Source organism: Bacillus sp. FSL K6-1012 (assembly GCF_037964915.1).
Taxonomy (GTDB): domain Bacteria; phylum Bacillota; class Bacilli; order Bacillales; family Bacillaceae; genus Bacillus; species Bacillus halotolerans.
Map to the genome: position 1 here is coordinate 3,561,278 of NZ_CP150175.1, position 16,813 is coordinate 3,578,090.

Below are 16,813 nucleotides of genomic sequence, written 5' to 3' on the forward strand. Positions count from 1 at the left end.
TCCTCTTGCATAAATTACCGGGAAAAAATCGTTCTGTACGGCAGAACGGAAGAATCAACCGGCATAAGCAAATAACTGTATAAAAAATAACAAACCACAATGGCGATATAGATCAACGCATTCGATTTCTTATCAAATATTCTGACAAAATAAGGGACTAGGATCATTTGATACAGTCCGAAGTAAATATTAAACCTGGCAAAGATCACGTCCTTTGTGGCCAAGAGACCGAATAAAAACCCGAGAAGGCACAAATTGACGACAATATCGATTTGCGGCCACAGCTTTCGGAGACGCTCCCTGTAACAAAAGGCCAAAAACAGCGGCAGGACCAAAACAGCGATTTTGACCACATTCATTCCGTTTGTATTTGTCATCAGCCACTTTTCATAATGGCTGTATGAGCTGTTTTCAAGGACAACGACAAATACCGAAATAAATTTCTGATATAAAAAGGTCATGCCGAGAAATAAAGCTGAGAGGCCGAATATTGCCGGTGACCAGGCTTTTCTTCTGACAATAAAATAGACCGGAATCATCACCAGCGCCGAGGAGTGAAAGAGCGAACTGACCAGCACAATCAGAAAATAACGCTTCCAGTTTCCATTGATGATATAGCGAATCGCCCAAAACAAAGCGGCTGCCACCATGTATTGTCTGATTCCGTTAAAGGATGCGTAATAATGAAAGGTCCCTAAAAATAAAAAGACACTCAGCTCAAACGGTCTTCCGTAGTCTGCCAGCGTCTTGATAATAAAGATATAGGTCACGGCCGCAACGGTCACATACATGATTTGCGGGTCCTTCGTGATGAAATTCATCAGCCATAGCAGTGCGGTAAAGCCCGGATCTGTTGCCGTTTTCGCCGTGCCGAAACCGAATATCTGCCAAATATTTTGATAATCTCCTGCCATTTGATACAGCAGCGTATACGTCTGAAAATCTGTACCGACCCTGTAACGCAGGCCCGAAACAAGCACAAGTGAGGCAAGCGGAATCCAAATGAGAAGCTTGTTCGGACGATAGCCGGTAGCTAGTGACTCATCCCGGCCGCCGCACATTTTAGCAAACCAAGACCAAATATATACAATTCCCATATTGACGACATACACAATCATTTTTATTGTCCTTTTTCAGTGCTAATCTGATATAAATTCATCAATGCACCCACATTTCGCCGCGCATCATAGCCAAGTTTCGCAAGGGTATCTTTCACGAGCTCCCGCTTCGGCCTGCCTGCGGCGGCCGCTCTTACAATCGTTTCAGCCCAAATGTCCATCGGCTTAGAGAGACTCACCCTTTTCACAAGTCCGAGGCCCGTGTCGACTTTTTCTGTGATCGTGTCGGAAATAATGCACGGAAGGCCCGAAGCCTGCGCTTCCACAAGCACAACAGGCAAGCCTTCGTACAGCGACGGCATGACAAATACATCAAAAGTGCGCATGAGCTCATGAATGTGTTCTTCAGTTCCTAAAAAGAGGACATCTGAAAGCAAATTCAGCCGCCGCGCTTCCTCCTCCATCTGCTCCCGCAGCGGTCCGTCTCCTGCGAGAACCATCTGAAAGCGAACTCCCCGTTTTTTCAGGTGAACGGCAAGCTTCAGCAAAAACGCGTGATTTTTCACTTCATGAAATCGGGCCACATGACCAATGATCAGACGGTCAGACGCTATGCCGCGTGCTTTTTTTTCGTCATCGGCCGCCTGCCCGGCGGGAGAGAACAAATCAAGGTCGATTCCGTTCGGCAGCAGATGAACACGCTTCCGCTCCATATTTGATCGCCCGAACAAAAACCGGCCCGCATCCTCTCCGCAAGCGCACAATTCAGTCGCATAAGCCAAAATGAGGCGTCTGAACACCATCAGCTGCAGGCGGTCCTTCCAATTGAAGCCGGTCTTCCACGAGGTGTTATGGGAATGGCATACTCTGACCTGCACCCCGGCTAGCCTTGCCGCAAGCGCGATAAAGCCGGTTTGAAAATCTGTGTGCGCATGAACCGCGCTGAACGGCCCGTTTTCTTTTATTGTGTTTCTTACATTCTTCACAAATGTGAGGGGATTGCTTTGTCCGATACTCGGGACATAAAAAAGCCGCCCGCCTAGCGATAAAATTTCTTCATCATAAGCGCACGGATCATTTCGATAGGTTAAAAAATCAAATTGCACCTTGCTTCTATCCATTTTCCGATATAAATTCATGACCATGGTTTCCGCGCCGCCCCTGTTCATGCCACTGAAAACATGGAGCACGCGCTGCTGGCTGTTATTCATGCTTCACAAGCCCTTCCTTCTGATTCATCACTCTTTTTTTATGGTAACGATTCATCACAGCAGGAGGCATAAACGCGCGAATGAGCGGTTTTGCGATATAGATGTAAGCGGAAAAAGGAAGCTTCAGGCGTCTGCATGCCTGGTACACAAGAATAGCGTTGTCGATTGAATAGGTAAAAGACCGCCTCTTGAATGCGTCGCTGTCTTCCCTTACTTTATACAGCGCTTCTTGGAGGTTATAGCCTCGGAAGCCCTCTCCAAAAAAGCGGAGCCACAAATCGATATCCTCCATTCGTCTTGTCCGCCGCACCGAACGATAGCCTTTCAGCGTACGGTAAGCGCTGGCTCTCATCATGATTGTCCCATGACAAAACGGCGTCCCTTTCGCCATGATGGCCGGCTCCGGAACAGAAGGCAGCATCCGTGTGCCCCTTACGCCAAATTCATCAAACACTAGCATGCCGGTGCCGACCACCTGGTAGTGCCGATGCTTTTCTAAAAAGGCAACCTGCTTCTCCAGACGGCGCGGAAAGGACAGATCATCTCCGTCCTGACGGGCGATATACTCGCCTGTCGCATAAGAAAGACAGTGATTTAACGAAGCGGCCAGCCGCTTGTTTGTTTGATTGTGAATCAGCTTGATGCGGTCGCTGTAATGAGCGGCATACTGCTTCGCAATATGGAGCGTGCCGTCTGTTGACGCATCATCGCACATAATCAGCTCCCAATTTTTATAGGATTGGCTGAGAATGGATTCAATGCTTTCCGCCAAAGTGCGTTCACAATTATAAATGCCCATAATGACAGAAACTTTCGGTCCTGAATTCATACGCTTTTCTCCTTTTTATCCATATCCATGTACACGGAATAAATATCTGCCATTTCTTCTACCGTTCGCGCTTCCGAAAAGCGCAAGGCTGTTTGGCGGCCTTCCTGTCCGAGTGTTCTCCGCAGTTCCGGCTCAAGGTAGAGCTGTTCAATCCGATCGGCAAAAGCGGCGCTGTCGCCAATTTTGATGAGAAACCCGTTTTTTCCGTCCCGGATGATTTCCCGGTGTCCGCGGTTCTCAGTGGCAATCGCCGGCTTCTCCGCCGCCATGCCCTCAAGCACATTCATGCCGAGGCCTTCTCTGATGCTGGAGGCGACAGATACATCCGCAAGCTGAATCAGCTCGTGAATATCGCGGCAAAAGCCGTAAAAGCAAACATTGCGGGAAGCTCCAAGCTTTTCAGCTAAGGCCCGATACGTTTGTTCCATCGCTCCTTCTCCGGCAAAAACAAGACGAAGCTCAGGAATCTTATCTTTCAGCAGTGCGGCAGCTTCAATTAACAGCTTCTGATTTTTGTTGAGGTTCAGTTCAGCCGGATAGATCAATATAAAGTCGTCTTTTTGGAAGCCGTGCTTTTCTCTCAACCTATGCTGCTCTTCAAGGCTGACTGGCCGGAACCTGTCTGTATTAACGCCGATGCCGTGAATTTTTTCTGTCATTCCGCCCGGTCTTTGAAGCCCTTTCGCTCGTGTGTAATCTTCTTCATTTATGGTGATCAGGCAGTCTGTATAGGCAGAAAGCCATTTTTCAACCGGATAATAAAGGACCCAATTTTTCATCGGCGCTCCGCTGCAAAAATGAAATCCGTGAGCGGTGTAGAGCACCTTTGTTCCGTTTCGTCTCGCATGCCGTGACGCAAGCCGGGCGAGAACGCCTCCGACCGGCGTATGGCAATGAACGATGTCGTACTCGTTGGTTTCGATCACTTTCTTCAGCTGTCTGTAAACGGCAAGGTTCTGAGGATGAAAGGGTGACCTTCGAATCGGAATGGAGAATTTCTCATCGACATACGGCAGCCGCGTCTGTCCGCTCGCAGCGACATGAACCTCCCAGCCCAATTGTTTAAACCATTTAAAGTAAGGAAGATGAAAGGCTTTAAAGTGATAATCGACAGTGGCACAAAATAGTATTTTTTTCGTCATCTCCACTCCCCCTAACGAACGCCGGCAGCCGTCATTTCGTTTGATGTGTCTATTGCCGCAAACAGCCGCTCTCTGAGCTCGGCTTCCGGCAGCTGATTGAAATCTTCTATAAAGCGCATCAGCAATGGCCAGTCGCCGTCCACCGCTTTGCCGATATGGATTTTCGGAAAAACTTGTTCGGCGTGAACTTCATTTTTGTTCAGCAGCTCCTCATACATTTTTTCACCCGGGCGAATGCCTGTGAACTCAATCGGAATCTGCTCTGTCGTGTAGCCCGATAAATGAATGAGATTTTTGGCGAGATCGACAATCTTCACGGGCTCGCCCATATCAAGAACAAAAATTTGGCGTCCTTTCGCCAGCGCTCCAGCTTGGATGACAAGCCGTGACGCTTCGGGAATGGTCATGAAATAGCGGGTCATCGCCGGATGTGTCACCGTAACGGGACCGCCTTTTTCAATCTGTTTCTTAAAAACCGGAATGACGCTGCCTCGGCTGCCGAGCACATTGCCAAAGCGGACAGCGACGAATTTTGTTCTGCTGAATTTCCCCAGATTCATAATAATCATTTCAGCAAAGCGTTTTGTTGCCCCCATTACATTGGCCGGGTTCACCGCTTTATCAGATGAAATGAGCACAAATGTCTCTGTCCCGCACATATCTGCCGCTTCCGCCACATTTTTTGTTCCGATAATGTTGTTTTTGACTGCCTCTTCGGGGTTGTGCTCCATTAAAGGCACATGCTTATGGGCAGCCGCATGATAGACGACGTGCGGTTCGTATTTTTTCATTAAGGTAAACATTTTGTCGCGGTCCTGCACATCCGCAATTTCTGTGTGGAACACGATGTGTTTTCCGAATCGTCCATTCAGTTCAGAATAAATAGAATGAATGCTGTTTTCCCCATGACCGAGAAGAACGATTTCCTTAGGCTGGAACGCGCTGATTTGCCGGCAGATTTCCGAGCCGATTGAACCGCCCGCTCCTGTGACGAGAACTGTTTTTTCTTTGATGCGGTTTGAAATTTCGCTTGTGTCGAGGGTTATCGGCTTTCTGCCGAGTAAATCCTCAGCCTTTACATCTCTGATTTGCCCGGCAGTGCGCGTTCCAAGCAGCATTTCATCAAAATGAGGCATGATTTTGATGTTCACCCCGGTCCGCACGCATTCTTTGTATAGCACCTGCAGTTCATGGGTACGAAGAGAAGGAATCGCAATAATAATATAGTTAATTTTGAGCTTTTGCACCGCAGGCATGATACTTTCTTTTCCGCCGATGACGGGCAGCCCCATCATTTCCAGCTTATGTTTCGTTTGATCGTCATCAATAAAAGCGACAGGTGTAATGTCGGGATCGTCTTTCTGCAGCAGCTGCCTGACCATCAGGGTTCCGCCTGATCCCGCTCCGATAATCAGTGCGCGGGCCGACGTGCTGCGTTTTTTTCTGATGCTTTCTTTTAATATTCTCGATAAAACGCGGGTCCCCCCGATGAACAGAAGCTGAAGCACCCAGCACGCCGTTAACAGCCGGAAAAACATCGTATGATACACAGCGTACTGAATGATGCCGGTCACAGCGGCTGAAATCGTAATGACCTTAAGCAGAGCGATCAGTTCGCCGAGCCCGGTGTATGTCCAGACCTGTTTATACTGACGGAACAGGATAGCACATACATGATAGCTGAGGAGCAAGCTGACAGCGGTAAGCAATAATGCTCCGGAGTCATAAAATTGATAAGAATCTTTTAAAAATTGATATCCTGCAATAACTGAATTCAAAACGAGATAAGTATCCAGCGCGATAATCATTGACAGTCTTCTCCGGTAACTCAACCTTTTCCCCCCTAATACTTTTATCGGTTTAGCTGCGGCGGTTTTCGTCATCTAAAAAACGACAGCAGCTAAACCGATAACATTTCCTATGTATATCAAATAAGTGGGCATTTAACCCGTCCTCACGCCCCGCCAGCGACGACCAGCATCTAAGGCAGCCTGTTCAATCTTGCCCACAGCGGAGCCGAGTGCCTCCATTGATACAGGTAAGGAGACATCACCTAAAAGCACAAATTAATAGGAATAGTGTTCAGATTTTTTCATTTTCTTTTTATTTAAGAGAGCGCCTAAAAGCTTTGCATTGGATTGCTCCAGTGCGTCCTTCGCTTTCAGGACGGTATCGGTTTTTGTTTTTCCGCTTAAGACAACGAGCACGCTTCCATCTGTCTGGTTCGCTAAAATTTGAGCGTCCGCGACAGCTAAAAGCGGAGGAGAATCAAAGATCACCAGACTGAATTGGTCATAGATATCTGATATCAAATCTCCCATTGCCTTCGAGGATAACAGTTCTGCCGGATTCGGCGGCGTCGGTCCGCTTGTCAGCACATATAAGTTATCGATCGGTGTCTTTTGCACCGTTTCATTTAGAGAAGCATTGCCGACCAGCACATTTGTCAGCCCGGTCAGATTTTCAACCTGAAACGTCTGGTTAATTGTCGGTTTTCTTAAATCGGCGTCCACCAGCAGCACTTTCTTTTCCTGCTGCTGCGCAAAGACTGCCGCAAGATTCGCTGCACTGAACGATTTTCCTTCACCAGGCACAGAGGAGGTGACGAGAATGGACCGCAAGTTGGTCTGTACGGATGAAAACTCAATGTTTGTCCGAATGGTGCGATATTGTTCCGCAACAATTGATTTATGATGTAAAACGGATATTTGAGCCAAACCTCGCCTTGCTTGCTTTTTTCTAAAGACCACTCACTTCACTCCTCGAAATGTTTTATCCAACCCTGCGATTCCGTTTCTTTTTGACATCAGGGACGGAGCCTAAGCAGGGCAATCCGGTTTTCTCGCTGAGCTGCCGTGCGCTTTTGCACGTATCATCGAGAAAATGCAGAAAAAATGCCAGTGTAATGCCGCCCATCACGGCCGCTCCAAAAGCCATGACCATATTTCTCATTCGGGACGGCTTGATCATCGAGCTTTCAGAAGCCTTCGCCTCTGATAGAATATGTACGCCTTGGACATTCATTCTTTCATCTACTTCTTTTTCAAACTTGCTGACTAACGTGTTCGCAATCTTAGCCGCTCGCTCCGGATTGTGATCCTGAACGGCAACAGTGATAATTTCTGATTCATTTTCACTGCTTGTCATCACTTTTCCTTTCAGCGAGGAAGCCGATTCAGAAAGATGCAATTCCGCCTTGACCTCTTCCATCAAGGCCGTGCTTTTTATAATGGATTGGAACGTGCTGCTGTACTGAAGATTTCGCTGGATGTCACTGAGATTCGAGTTTTCTTCACCGTCTGATTCATGAATCAGCACTTGAGTCGACGCCTGATAAGTCGGTGAAATAACCTTAAATTGCACAAAACCTGTAATAAAGGTGACGCCTATTGTGATGAGCAGAATCAGCACGAATCTATGTCTGACAATCGCGTATAATTCTTTAAAACTCATATTCTCATTCATATATTCATAGCCTTCAGCCTTCTCACGGCTGGCTTCCCAAGCCCCTTTCTGTTAATGATTGGATTATAAAAGAAAACTTTATTATTTAAAAATTGCAAAATAAGCCAATAAGTTCTCTTTAGAGAACAATATCATGATTTTCCTCTTATTTACTGCGCTTCCCTTATTATTTTAAATTTTATAAAGAACGAATAATTCCTTATAATGAACGAAATAACGACAGGAATAGAGGAGAATTTCATATTATGATTGGAAGAATTATCCGTTTGTACCGCAAAAGAAAAGGCTATTCTATTAATCAGCTGGCTATCGAGTCAGGCGTTTCTAAATCCTATTTAAGCAAGATTGAAAGAGGCGTTCATACGAATCCGTCCGTTCAATTTTTGAAAAAAGTATCAGCAACCCTGGATGTCGAATTAACAGAATTATTCGACGCTGAAACGATGATGTATCAAAAAATCAGCGGCGGAGAGGAAGAATGGCGTGTGCATCTTGTACAAGCTGTTCAAGCCGGAATGGAAAAAGAAGAATTGTTCACTTTTACGAACAAGCTAAAGAAAGAGGAGCCTGAAACCGCCTCCTACCGAAACCGAAAGCTGACAGAATCGAATATAGAAGAGTGGAAAGCGCTGATGGCGGAAGCGAGAGAAATCGGCCTGACGGTTCAGGAAGTCAAATCCTTTTTAAAAACGATGGGAAAATGAATATCAGATAAGGGCTGAGGTTCGCACCATCAGGACAAATCTGTTTATAATGGGGGAAAAAGGGAGAGAACGCTATGTCTGAATCAGTGGTCAAAACGCAATACGGCACAGTGAAAGGCATTTCAAAAAACGGTGTCCAAACATGGAAAGGCATCCCCTACGCAAAGCCGCCCGTCGGACAATTGCGCTTTAAAGCACCTGATCCGCCGGCGGCCTGGGAAGGCGTACTGGACGCAACTGCATACGGCCCGGTTTGCCCGCAGCCGCCTGATTTACTTTCATATTCATACCCTGAACTCCCCCGCCAGTCTGAGGATTGCCTGTATGTAAATGTATTTGCACCTGACACTCCGGGCAAAAATCGTCCTGTCATGGTGTGGATTCATGGCGGCACATTTTATCTCGGCGCGGGCAGTGAGCCTTTATACGACGGATCAAACCTGGCGGCTCAGGGGGATGTCATTGTCGTCACACTGAACTATCGGCTGGGGCCATTCGGCTTTTTGCATTTGTCTTCAATTGATGAAGCGTATTCCGACAACCTTGGACTGCTTGACCAAACCGCTGCTCTGAAATGGGTCAAGGACAATATCTCTGCGTTTGGCGGCGATCCGGAAAATGTAACGGTGTTTGGAGAATCAGCAGGCGGTATGAGCATTGCCGCACTGCTTGCCATGCCTGCTGCAAAAGGCCTGTTCCAGAAAGCAATCTTGGAAAGCGGCTCTTCCCGAACCATGACAGAAGAAAAAGCGGCAAGCACCGCGCATTCTTTTTTACGAATCCTTGGAATTGACCGTTACCAATTGGACAGGCTGCATACTGTGTCTGCGGAAGATTTGCTTAAAGCCGCCGACCAGCTGCGAAAAACCGAAAATGAAAATATCTTTCAGCTGTTCTTCCAGCCTGCACTTGATCCGAAAACACTGCCTGCTGAGCCGGAGAAAGCCATTGCTGAAGGGGCCGCTGACGGCATTCCGCTGTTAGTCGGAACAAATCGTGATGAAGGATATTTATTTTTCACTCCGGATTCAGAAGTTCACTCTCAGGAAACGATTGATGAAGCGCTTGAGTATCTATTGGGTCAGCCGCTGGCAAAGAAAGCGGCCGATCTGTATCCGCGCTCTCTCGAAAGCCAAATTCATATCATGACCGATTTGCTGTTTTGGCGCCCGGCCGTAGCCTGCGCCTCCGCCCAGTCCCGTTACGCACCTGTCTGGATGTACCGATTCGACTGGCATCCGGACAAGCCGCCGTACAATAAAGCGGTTCACGCACTGGAACTGCCGTTTGTGTTCGGCAATCTAAACGGACTGAAACGAATGGTACAAGCAGACATTACGGATGAGGTCAAACAGCTCTCACACACAATACAATCAGCATGGCTTGCCTTCGCAAAAACAGGAAATCCAAGCTGCGAGGATGTACAATGGCCGGCTTATACTGAAGACAAACGAGAAACCTTGATTTTGAATTCCGAACTTTCTATTGAGCATGATCCTGATGGTGAGAAGCGGAAAAAACTATTACACTCATAAGGAGAATCACATGGGGAAATCGGGCTGCATGGGTGCCGTCATCGTTGTGGCAGCGTGCATCTTCATTTTATCAGCAGTCGTTTTTTTGCGAGACACAGCCTATTACCAGCCCATTCGCTGGATTGGAATCATACTGTTTTTCGCGGGAATTGTGATGGTGCCCACATACTCAGCAAAAAGAAAACCCGGTAAAGAGAAGTCATTCTCTTTACCGGGTTTTTGTTTTCTTACAATTTCCCTGCGCGAATATCGTCTGTCATTCCTTCATAAGGCGCCTTAGAAATGACTTCCTCATTATCGGCTCCCTCATTTTTCAGAAATGTAATGTCAGCAAATTCGGGCACTACGTATTTGGGATAGGTTTCGTATTTCTCGCGTGATTCCTTCATCAGGTCAATGTGGTCATTTTGGTAGCAGACCGTGATTTCAGGATGTTCATGCACCCATTTCGGGAAGAAAATAATGCCGTGCATGCGTTTTTCATTCGGCATAAAGTTTAATGAAACATCTGTACCTGTCGGCTCTGTCCAAGACACTTTATATACGCCCTCTGTCAGTTTGACAATGTTCACTTCCTGATCCCGAACCCAGCGTCCGGCAACCATTCCGCTATGAATTCTATAATCAATTGTATGGTCATTTTTAATATAAATCTCGTATTCCCAACCGTTTTCATAAGTATAAATCATGTGGCTTCCGATAAAGTTTTCCATATTTCACACTCTCCTTAGTCTTTTACTCTACTTCATAAATGTCTAATCGAACGTAATCAGGGGTTCTTTCTGCGGAACCTATAAACAAGCGGTCATGCAGCCATCGATAGGTTTCACTGCCTGTCTCAAAAGTCGGCACCGTGCGGAAATAAACATGCTAGGTGTCAATCATTTCACCGGCAGCTGCTTGTGTTCGGAACGGCTTGCTGACTTGCCGTATTCCATTGTTTTTAATGTAAATCAGTTCATGATCTGCTGTTTCTATGACATATCTGGCAGATAAATCTGTTCTGCCGTCAGCGCGAATGATTTGCGAATCAGCTCCGCCCGGCAAAATACGTCCTTCCACTTCCCCGGTTATTGTTCCCGATCGAATCGGAATCCAACGTCTCAGCCCTAAGCCTGTCTCACCCACGGTGATCGGAGGATCAACCTTCATGTCTAGAGAGACGATTTCTTTAAAACTGGCTTCTTCATAAGCACCACCTGATCTTCAGAAGAGATTATGTAACTATTTACATGTTTACTTTAACAACATTACATGAGGCTGTCAAACGATAAGAACACAAAAAAACAAGAGCCGATTACATACAGCCCTTGTTGATTGGTTCGTTTTGATAGGTAAGATACGTGCTGACCGTGCTTTTTGCGAGACAATTAGAGGAATCTATAATCGGGATATCACCGTGAACATGATCTAACACCGTGTTCAAATCTGTGCAAGCCGAAATAATGAGATCCGCTCTTTTACTGATTTCCAAATATAGCTCCCGCCATATGTCCTGAGTTTTGTGAACATGATTCGGCTGTTTGATCGCGGCGATGAGCTGATTGACTTCCCGCTGCCAATGTTTCTCATGAATAAACTCATGTCCGCCCGCCTTCAACCCTTTTTGATAAATACAGGATTGTATGGTTGAATCTGTTCCTAAAACAGCCACTTTTTGTGCTGAATCCGGAAGCTCCTTCACCGTTTCCTCAATGATATGTAACAAAGGAATCGACAATGCCTGCTGGATGTCTTCAAAATAGGCATGCGCCGTATTACAAGGAAGAGAAATAAAGTCCGCACCGGTCTTCTCCAGCTTGACGGCTCCATCAATAATCGCTTTTTTCATTTCATCATGATCGATTGGACGATCGACATAAAAGGGGGTCGGACAGGAATAAATCATCATCTGCGGGTAGTCGATATCATGTGAAGCGCCATACAGCTTCTGACAGTAATCAATGACCTTATCTAAAAACGGAGAGGTCGATTTTGGCCCCATTCCAGCTAATATCCCAATCATCAAATTCATTCCTTTCTATCCGTCCGGACCGCTTCTTCCTCTGTTCCGTCCTGATAAATGATAAAGCTCTTCGCAGCACCATCCCCTAACATAAATTCAACTTCAACAGGCAATGATTGGATAAAGAAACGGGTTTCCGAGGAAGGAAATAATTCAAACCTCATCTGTCCGGTAATTTGCAGATAAAGCCGCTCGTTCTCGGCTGTCACCGTCGCAGCTGTCCCATCATGAATGGAGTAGCTGCCAACATAGCGGCTGTAAATCGCTGTATCAATGTCTTTTTTCTTTTTATCAGCAGGACGTTCCGGGATTTCATATGGCTGGTCAAATAAAATATTCTCCGCCGCCTTCAGAATCGCTTGTTCATATTCGGCATCCTGTTCCATATTGCTCAAATAGATCAGCGTTTTACGATGGTCTATATATCGGATCATCATCGTCGAATAGCCGGGCCAGCCTCCGCTATGGCTGACAATTCGTCCTTTTTCAGGACTGTTTTGCAGCACCCAGCCAAATCCGTAGTCAACCGTTTCCCCATTGTTCAGTTGTACAGGAGAAAACGCGGCTTCCTTAGAAACCTCGCTGATCAATTTGTCCTGATATAAAGCCTGATCAAAACGAAATAAATCGCTTGTGACAGAATTCACTGTACCGTCTCCCTGTATTCCATCCAGATACACAACATAGCTGGTTTCCTCCAGGTCATCTGGAAGAACGTACTGGCCGGAATGCACATCATACACATATCCATACGCATAGTCATCAATCTGCTCAGGACGCAGCCTTCTGTTATATACTCTCGTGTTCGCCATGCCGACCGGGGTGAAAATATGTTGTTTCAAAAAATCCGCATAGCTCATGCCGGATGCCTTCTCGATCAAAACTGCCAGCAGCACATACCCCGTATTGCTGTACAGCCAGCCTTCATTCGGAGCAAAATAGCAAGGAGGCTGCTCATTCATCAGCATATCCACTACATCCTGATTCACTGCGATCCTGCTTTTATCCCAATTGACAAAAAACCACTCCGTATAATCGGGAAGCCCGGATGTATGGTTCAATAAGTGCCGAATCGTAACGCCCTCATAAGGAAATCCGGGAATCCAGCGCTCCACCATATCCTCATAACCAAGCATCCCTTTCTCCTCCAATAGAACAACTGCCATTGCTGTAAAAGGCTTTGATAGTGATGCCAGCTCAAACAAAGAATTCTCTTGCAAAAGCCGTTTTCCCGGCAAATCCGCATAACCGAAAGCGTGATGATATAATATGTCGCCATCCTCTGCGGCTAAAACCGCCCCGTTGAAATGTTTTCTTTCACCTAATGTTTCAAATAAAGTCTTAAGTTCCTTCCTTTTCTTCTGCTTCATTGCTCCACCTCCCCTTTTTCATACGATACTGAGCTATTAATGTTTCAATTATTTTGAAAATATAAAAAAAGCTGATCAATCCTCTAGCAGGAAAAATCAACTTTAGATTTACATTGAATCAAAATCTCTTTTTTACGCAGTCGGAGAAGGAACTCTGGCGGCTGCAAAACGGGTTCTCGGAGTCGCTTGAATGAATCCGGCGGCAGTACTTCTCATTGCAACTGTCACCGTATCTCCGGCGTTTAACTGAAGAATTTCCGTAATGGCTACGACTGCCGGAAGATTTCCTGCTTGAAATTGGCTATTTCCGCCTATCACATCTTGATTCACGAGAAATACGACTTCTAAGTTGAAGTCAACAATCGCATTCGTTTGAAACTCAACTGATGCATTTAAAGAATATACGCCTGCTGTTCTCGGTGAAAATGTAGATGTGTTGGGGTTATATTCATTCGCCAAATCAAATTGTACATTTTGAAATCGAACTCCGCTAGCTGCATTTGCAGCCACTGACAGATTCGCATTGCTGGTGGCTCTGAAAGCAGAAATAGGCTGGTTCGTATCTGATGTAATTGGTGCGAAGAGCTGGTTTTGTTGAGTGGATGGGGTATTTCCATTTCTGCCTTGCATGACACTTGGTGATAAAAGAGGTTCCGGTCGATCGTTTCTCTTAATCCATTTAGTTGGCCTGGGCGGCATTGACTTATTCCTCCTTATACGTTTTCTTTCGCTTCTATCATTTGTTTGCTTTCGCAATACATTATTATATTGATCCTTACAAGCTTTGAAACGGTATCTGCCCGACTAAACTCAAAACAAAAATGAAAGCTTCTAGTTCCGAAACGGATTACCGCTTCTATTACAAGACCATAAAAAAGATAGAAGATCAATCCACATTTTAAATTGCGATTACGAGAATTACCAATGGCAATATCGTTTGGTATCCCCTACCTGGGGTACAGCCATCATCATCACCGCGATGAGAGCCACAAAAAAGCCGGGAGACCATCCTCCCGGCTTTTCCAGCTTATTTACCTGTTTCCGCAAAGCGCTTGAGCCGCTCGCCGATTTCGTCACGAACTAGCTGAAAGAACACCCATTTTTCCGCTTCCGATCCTTCCGCTTTTGCAGGGTCATCAAAGCCCCAGTGCTCGCGCTTGACGTGAGGCGGCGTCATCGGGCATTTATCAGCCGCGTCCCCGCAAAGCGTCACGACAAGATCAGCACTGTTTAAAATAGCCGGATCGATGATATCTGATGTTTGGCCGGAGATGTCAATCCCCGCTTCCTTCATCGCTTTTACAGCATTCGGATTGAGCCCGTGCGCTTCGATTCCCGCGCTGTATACATTCCATTCATCTTCTAGATATTGTTTCGCCCAGCCTTCAGCCATTTGGCTGCGGCAGGAGTTGCCCGTGCATAAAAAGCAGATGGTTTTTTTAGACATGTTTGTTCATCTCCCAGATGTTTTAGTGAATGATCAATAACCAGATATAAAGGCCGAATAGAGTAATCAGCAGGGTCGGAACCGTCAGGATCACCCCTGTTTTCACGTATGTCCCCCAAGAGATTTTCACTCCTTTTTGGGCGAGAACATGAAGCCATAACAGCGTCGCCAGCGACCCAATCGGCGTGATTTTCGGTCCCAGATCAGAACCGATGACATTTGCATAAATTAAGGCTTCTCTCATTATTCCATGTGTATCTGTACCGGCTATCGCAATAGCATCAATCATGACGGTCGGCATGTTATTCATTATCGATGATAAAATAGCCGCGATAAAGCCCATTCCAATGGTTCCCGCCAATAGCCCCTGATCTGCGGCTGCCTGTATAAGGCTGGACAGAAGGTCTGTTAAGCCGGCGTTTCTTAACCCGTACACGACGACATACATCCCAATGGAAAAAAACACAATCGCCCACGGTGCCCCTTTGACCACCTGCTTCGTATGAACGGCCGGGCTGTTCTTCGCCATAATAAGAAAGAAAACAGCCACCGCACCGGCGATAAAGGATACGGGGATGGACCATATCTCGCTTACAAAATAACCGATTAATAACATGCCCAGCACAAGCCATGACATACGAAACATGTTTATATCTTTAATGGCGTCAGCCGGTTTCTTCACCTGACTGAGATCATAATGTTTCGGAATCCCTTTTCTGAAAAATAAGTATAAGACGAGTATACTTGCCGCAAGCGAAAAGAGATTCGGGACAATCATCCGTGCCGCATATTCAATGAACCCGACGTGAAAGAAATCGGCCGACACGATATTCACCAAATTGCTGACCACAAGCGGAAGCGATGTTGTATCAGCGATAAACCCGCTCGCGATAATGAATGGGAACACCAGCTTTTCTTCAAAACGCAAAGCCCGCATCATCGCAAGCACAATTGGCGTTAAAATAAGCGCCGCACCGTCATTGGCAAAAAACGCCGCCACGACGGCGCCTAAAACGGAAATATAAATAAACATACGCAGGCCGCTGCCTTTAGCCGCCTTCGCCATATGCAAAGCAGCCCATTCGAAAAAGCCAATGTGGTCTAAAATGAGTGAGATGAGAATGATCGCCACAAACGCCAGAGTCGCATTCCATACAATGCCGGTAACGTCCGCCACATCCTTTACGCTCACAACCCCCGCAAGCAAAGCCAAAACCGCTCCCCCGCAGGCTGACCAGCCAATAGACAGATTTTTCGGCTGCCAAATAACAAAAATAAGTGTAAGGATAAAGATAATTGCTGCTAAAACTGCTGAACTCAAACGAGAACCTCCTACTTACAAGAAACTTGAGTTTCTTTTTTCTGAATAGACTGCAACACGTCATCATCTGAGCTGATGTGACCGAGAATCGATTGAATCAATCCATATTCAGGACAAGCCGAATTAATTGAATAAAACCGCCACTGTCCCTTTTTCTCTTCATTCACAAATCCAGCCTGTTTCAGCTTCCGTAAATGCTGGCTGATAGCTGGCTGGCTCATGTCAAACATATCGACAAACTGGCAGACACAGTATGTTTTTTCCTCCAGCAGCTTCATGATCAAAAGCCTGGTTTGATCATGAAGAAGCTTCAGGCAGTGACTGATTTCAGCAGATGTCAAGGCATGCTTCATGAAAGCATCAGCTCCCTTCCGCGTTCATTGTATAACTCACCGATTATATAAGTCAATGCTTATATCATAGAAGAAAAAGGATCACCGTTTAAAATCTTTTTTTATTATCATTCCTTCCCTTATGAAGCTAAAATGGCTTTATTTATACTGTCACATATTGTGAATGATTTATGAATTTACATTTCTTTATCACTTTTGTGTTGTTCGGATAGGCCTGATAAAAAGGAACTTTGTGCCCATGCGAAAGCTTGTTATAACCTATAGAAGATGTAAAGAAACAATCAGCCGGATTAGTCCATAAGACCTGTACTCTTAAATTTTTTTTATTCATTTTCTATCAAACAAAAGAGGAAAATAGACCCGTTGAAATAAG

15 protein-coding genes and 3 pseudogenes are annotated in these 16,813 nt (G+C 45.9%); 3 read left to right on the forward strand and 15 right to left on the reverse strand.

Going from position 1 to position 16,813, the window contains the following annotated elements; translation table 11 throughout:
- Positions 1–14 precede the first annotated feature (14 nt).
- The 7 genes and pseudogenes from epsG to NSS75_RS18520 all read right to left on the reverse strand — a co-directional run bounded on the left by epsG (position 15) and on the right by NSS75_RS18520 (position 7,705).
- The gene (epsG, locus tag NSS75_RS18490; protein ID WP_339234340.1) at positions 15–1,118 is read right to left on the reverse strand and encodes a biofilm exopolysaccharide biosynthesis protein EpsG; all 1,104 of its coding nucleotides are present in this window, start codon (positions 1,116–1,118) and stop codon (positions 15–17) included.
- Positions 1,119–1,120: 2 nt separating this feature from the next.
- Positions 1,121–2,269: a glycosyltransferase family 1 protein gene (locus NSS75_RS18495; RefSeq protein ID WP_198098040.1), complete on the reverse strand. Its 1,149-nt coding sequence runs from the start codon at positions 2,267–2,269 to the stop codon at positions 1,121–1,123.
- Positions 2,262–3,098 (reverse strand): glycosyltransferase EpsE, encoded by an 837-nt coding sequence (gene epsE, locus NSS75_RS18500; RefSeq protein ID WP_339234344.1) that lies wholly within the window; start codon positions 3,096–3,098, stop codon positions 2,262–2,264. Before epsE ends, NSS75_RS18495 begins: the two co-directional genes overlap by 8 nt.
- Entirely contained in the window at positions 3,095–4,240 is a 1,146-nt protein-coding gene (locus tag NSS75_RS18505) for a glycosyltransferase family 4 protein (protein WP_024122934.1), read from the reverse strand. Before NSS75_RS18505 ends, epsE begins: the two co-directional genes overlap by 4 nt.
- An 11-nt stretch (positions 4,241–4,251) precedes the next feature.
- Positions 4,252–6,072, reverse strand: a complete 1,821-nt coding sequence (locus NSS75_RS18510) for a nucleoside-diphosphate sugar epimerase/dehydratase (protein ID WP_174754434.1) — start codon at positions 6,070–6,072, stop codon at positions 4,252–4,254.
- Between the two features lie 234 nt (positions 6,073–6,306).
- Positions 6,307–6,990 carry a protein tyrosine kinase EpsB gene (gene epsB, locus NSS75_RS18515; protein ID WP_339234349.1) on the reverse strand — a complete coding sequence of 228 codons (684 nt, stop codon included), beginning with the start codon at positions 6,988–6,990 and terminating at the stop codon, positions 6,307–6,309.
- A gap of 5 nt (positions 6,991–6,995) precedes the next feature.
- Positions 6,996–7,705 (reverse strand): annotated as a pseudogene (locus NSS75_RS18520) (YveK family protein).
- A gap of 245 nt (positions 7,706–7,950) precedes the next feature.
- Here NSS75_RS18520 and slrR point away from each other — a divergent pair.
- From slrR to NSS75_RS18535, 3 genes and pseudogenes are all read left to right on the forward strand, one after another.
- On the forward strand, positions 7,951–8,409 hold the full coding sequence (gene slrR / locus NSS75_RS18525) for a transcriptional regulator SlrR (protein ID WP_101859908.1): 459 nt from the start codon (positions 7,951–7,953) through the stop codon (positions 8,407–8,409).
- 74 nt (positions 8,410–8,483) lie between these two features.
- The gene (locus NSS75_RS18530; protein ID WP_339234353.1) at positions 8,484–9,944 is read left to right on the forward strand and encodes a carboxylesterase/lipase family protein; all 1,461 of its coding nucleotides are present in this window, start codon (positions 8,484–8,486) and stop codon (positions 9,942–9,944) included.
- Between the two features lie 10 nt (positions 9,945–9,954).
- Positions 9,955–10,143: pseudogene (locus NSS75_RS18535) on the forward strand (hypothetical protein); the annotation flags it as partial.
- Between the two features lie 28 nt (positions 10,144–10,171).
- Here the strand turns inward: NSS75_RS18535 and padC are convergent.
- The 8 genes and pseudogenes from padC to NSS75_RS18575 form a co-directional block, all read right to left on the reverse strand.
- Positions 10,172–10,657 (reverse strand): phenolic acid decarboxylase, encoded by a 486-nt coding sequence (gene padC / locus NSS75_RS18540; RefSeq protein ID WP_010331962.1) that lies wholly within the window; start codon positions 10,655–10,657, stop codon positions 10,172–10,174.
- 22 nt (positions 10,658–10,679) lie between these two features.
- Positions 10,680–11,134 (reverse strand): annotated as a pseudogene (locus NSS75_RS18545) (DUF3237 domain-containing protein).
- Between the two features lie 107 nt (positions 11,135–11,241).
- Positions 11,242–11,949 (reverse strand): amino acid racemase, encoded by a 708-nt coding sequence (locus tag NSS75_RS18550; RefSeq protein WP_339234356.1) that lies wholly within the window; start codon positions 11,947–11,949, stop codon positions 11,242–11,244.
- A 5-nt stretch (positions 11,950–11,954) separates the two neighbouring features.
- Positions 11,955–13,319: a serine hydrolase gene (locus NSS75_RS18555; RefSeq protein ID WP_339234359.1), complete on the reverse strand. Its 1,365-nt coding sequence runs from the start codon at positions 13,317–13,319 to the stop codon at positions 11,955–11,957.
- Positions 13,320–13,451: 132 nt separating this feature from the next.
- Complete coding sequence (locus NSS75_RS18560) at positions 13,452–14,018, reverse strand: hypothetical protein (protein WP_024122943.1); 567 nt, start codon at positions 14,016–14,018, stop codon at positions 13,452–13,454.
- Positions 14,019–14,346: 328 nt separating this feature from the next.
- A complete protein-coding gene (gene arsC / locus NSS75_RS18565) occupies positions 14,347–14,766 on the reverse strand; it encodes an arsenate reductase (thioredoxin) (protein ID WP_339234362.1) in 420 nt (139 codons plus the stop codon).
- 22 nt (positions 14,767–14,788) lie between these two features.
- Complete coding sequence (locus NSS75_RS18570) at positions 14,789–16,087, reverse strand: arsenical efflux pump membrane protein ArsB (RefSeq protein ID WP_024122945.1); 1,299 nt, start codon at positions 16,085–16,087, stop codon at positions 14,789–14,791.
- Positions 16,088–16,098: 11 nt separating this feature from the next.
- Entirely contained in the window at positions 16,099–16,440 is a 342-nt protein-coding gene (locus tag NSS75_RS18575) for a metalloregulator ArsR/SmtB family transcription factor (RefSeq protein WP_024122946.1), read from the reverse strand.
- Positions 16,441–16,813: the final 373 nt, after the last annotated feature.

Excerpts from the sequence above, each read along its gene's own strand:
- epsE (WP_339234344.1), bottom strand. The coding sequence starts at position 3,098 with ATGAATTCAGGACCGAAAGTTTCTGTCATTATGGGCATTTATAATTGT.
- NSS75_RS18530 (WP_339234353.1), top strand. The coding sequence starts at position 8,484 with ATGTCTGAATCAGTGGTCAAAACGCAATACGGCACAGTGAAAGGCATT.
- NSS75_RS18495 (WP_198098040.1), bottom strand. The coding sequence starts at position 2,269 with ATGAATAACAGCCAGCAGCGCGTGCTCCATGTTTTCAGTGGCATGAAC.
- NSS75_RS18560 (WP_024122943.1), bottom strand. The coding sequence starts at position 14,018 with ATGCCGCCCAGGCCAACTAAATGGATTAAGAGAAACGATCGACCGGAA.
- NSS75_RS18505 (WP_024122934.1), bottom strand. The coding sequence starts at position 4,240 with ATGACGAAAAAAATACTATTTTGTGCCACTGTCGATTATCACTTTAAA.
- padC (WP_010331962.1), bottom strand. The coding sequence starts at position 10,657 with ATGGAAAACTTTATCGGAAGCCACATGATTTATACTTATGAAAACGGT.
- NSS75_RS18550 (WP_339234356.1), bottom strand. The coding sequence starts at position 11,949 with ATGATTGGGATATTAGCTGGAATGGGGCCAAAATCGACCTCTCCGTTT.
- arsC (WP_339234362.1), bottom strand. The coding sequence starts at position 14,766 with ATGTCTAAAAAAACCATCTGCTTTTTATGCACGGGCAACTCCTGCCGC.
- NSS75_RS18575 (WP_024122946.1), bottom strand. The coding sequence starts at position 16,440 with ATGAAGCATGCCTTGACATCTGCTGAAATCAGTCACTGCCTGAAGCTT.
- slrR (WP_101859908.1), top strand. The coding sequence starts at position 7,951 with ATGATTGGAAGAATTATCCGTTTGTACCGCAAAAGAAAAGGCTATTCT.
- epsG (WP_339234340.1), bottom strand. The coding sequence starts at position 1,118 with ATGATTGTGTATGTCGTCAATATGGGAATTGTATATATTTGGTCTTGG.
- NSS75_RS18555 (WP_339234359.1), bottom strand. The coding sequence starts at position 13,319 with ATGAAGCAGAAGAAAAGGAAGGAACTTAAGACTTTATTTGAAACATTA.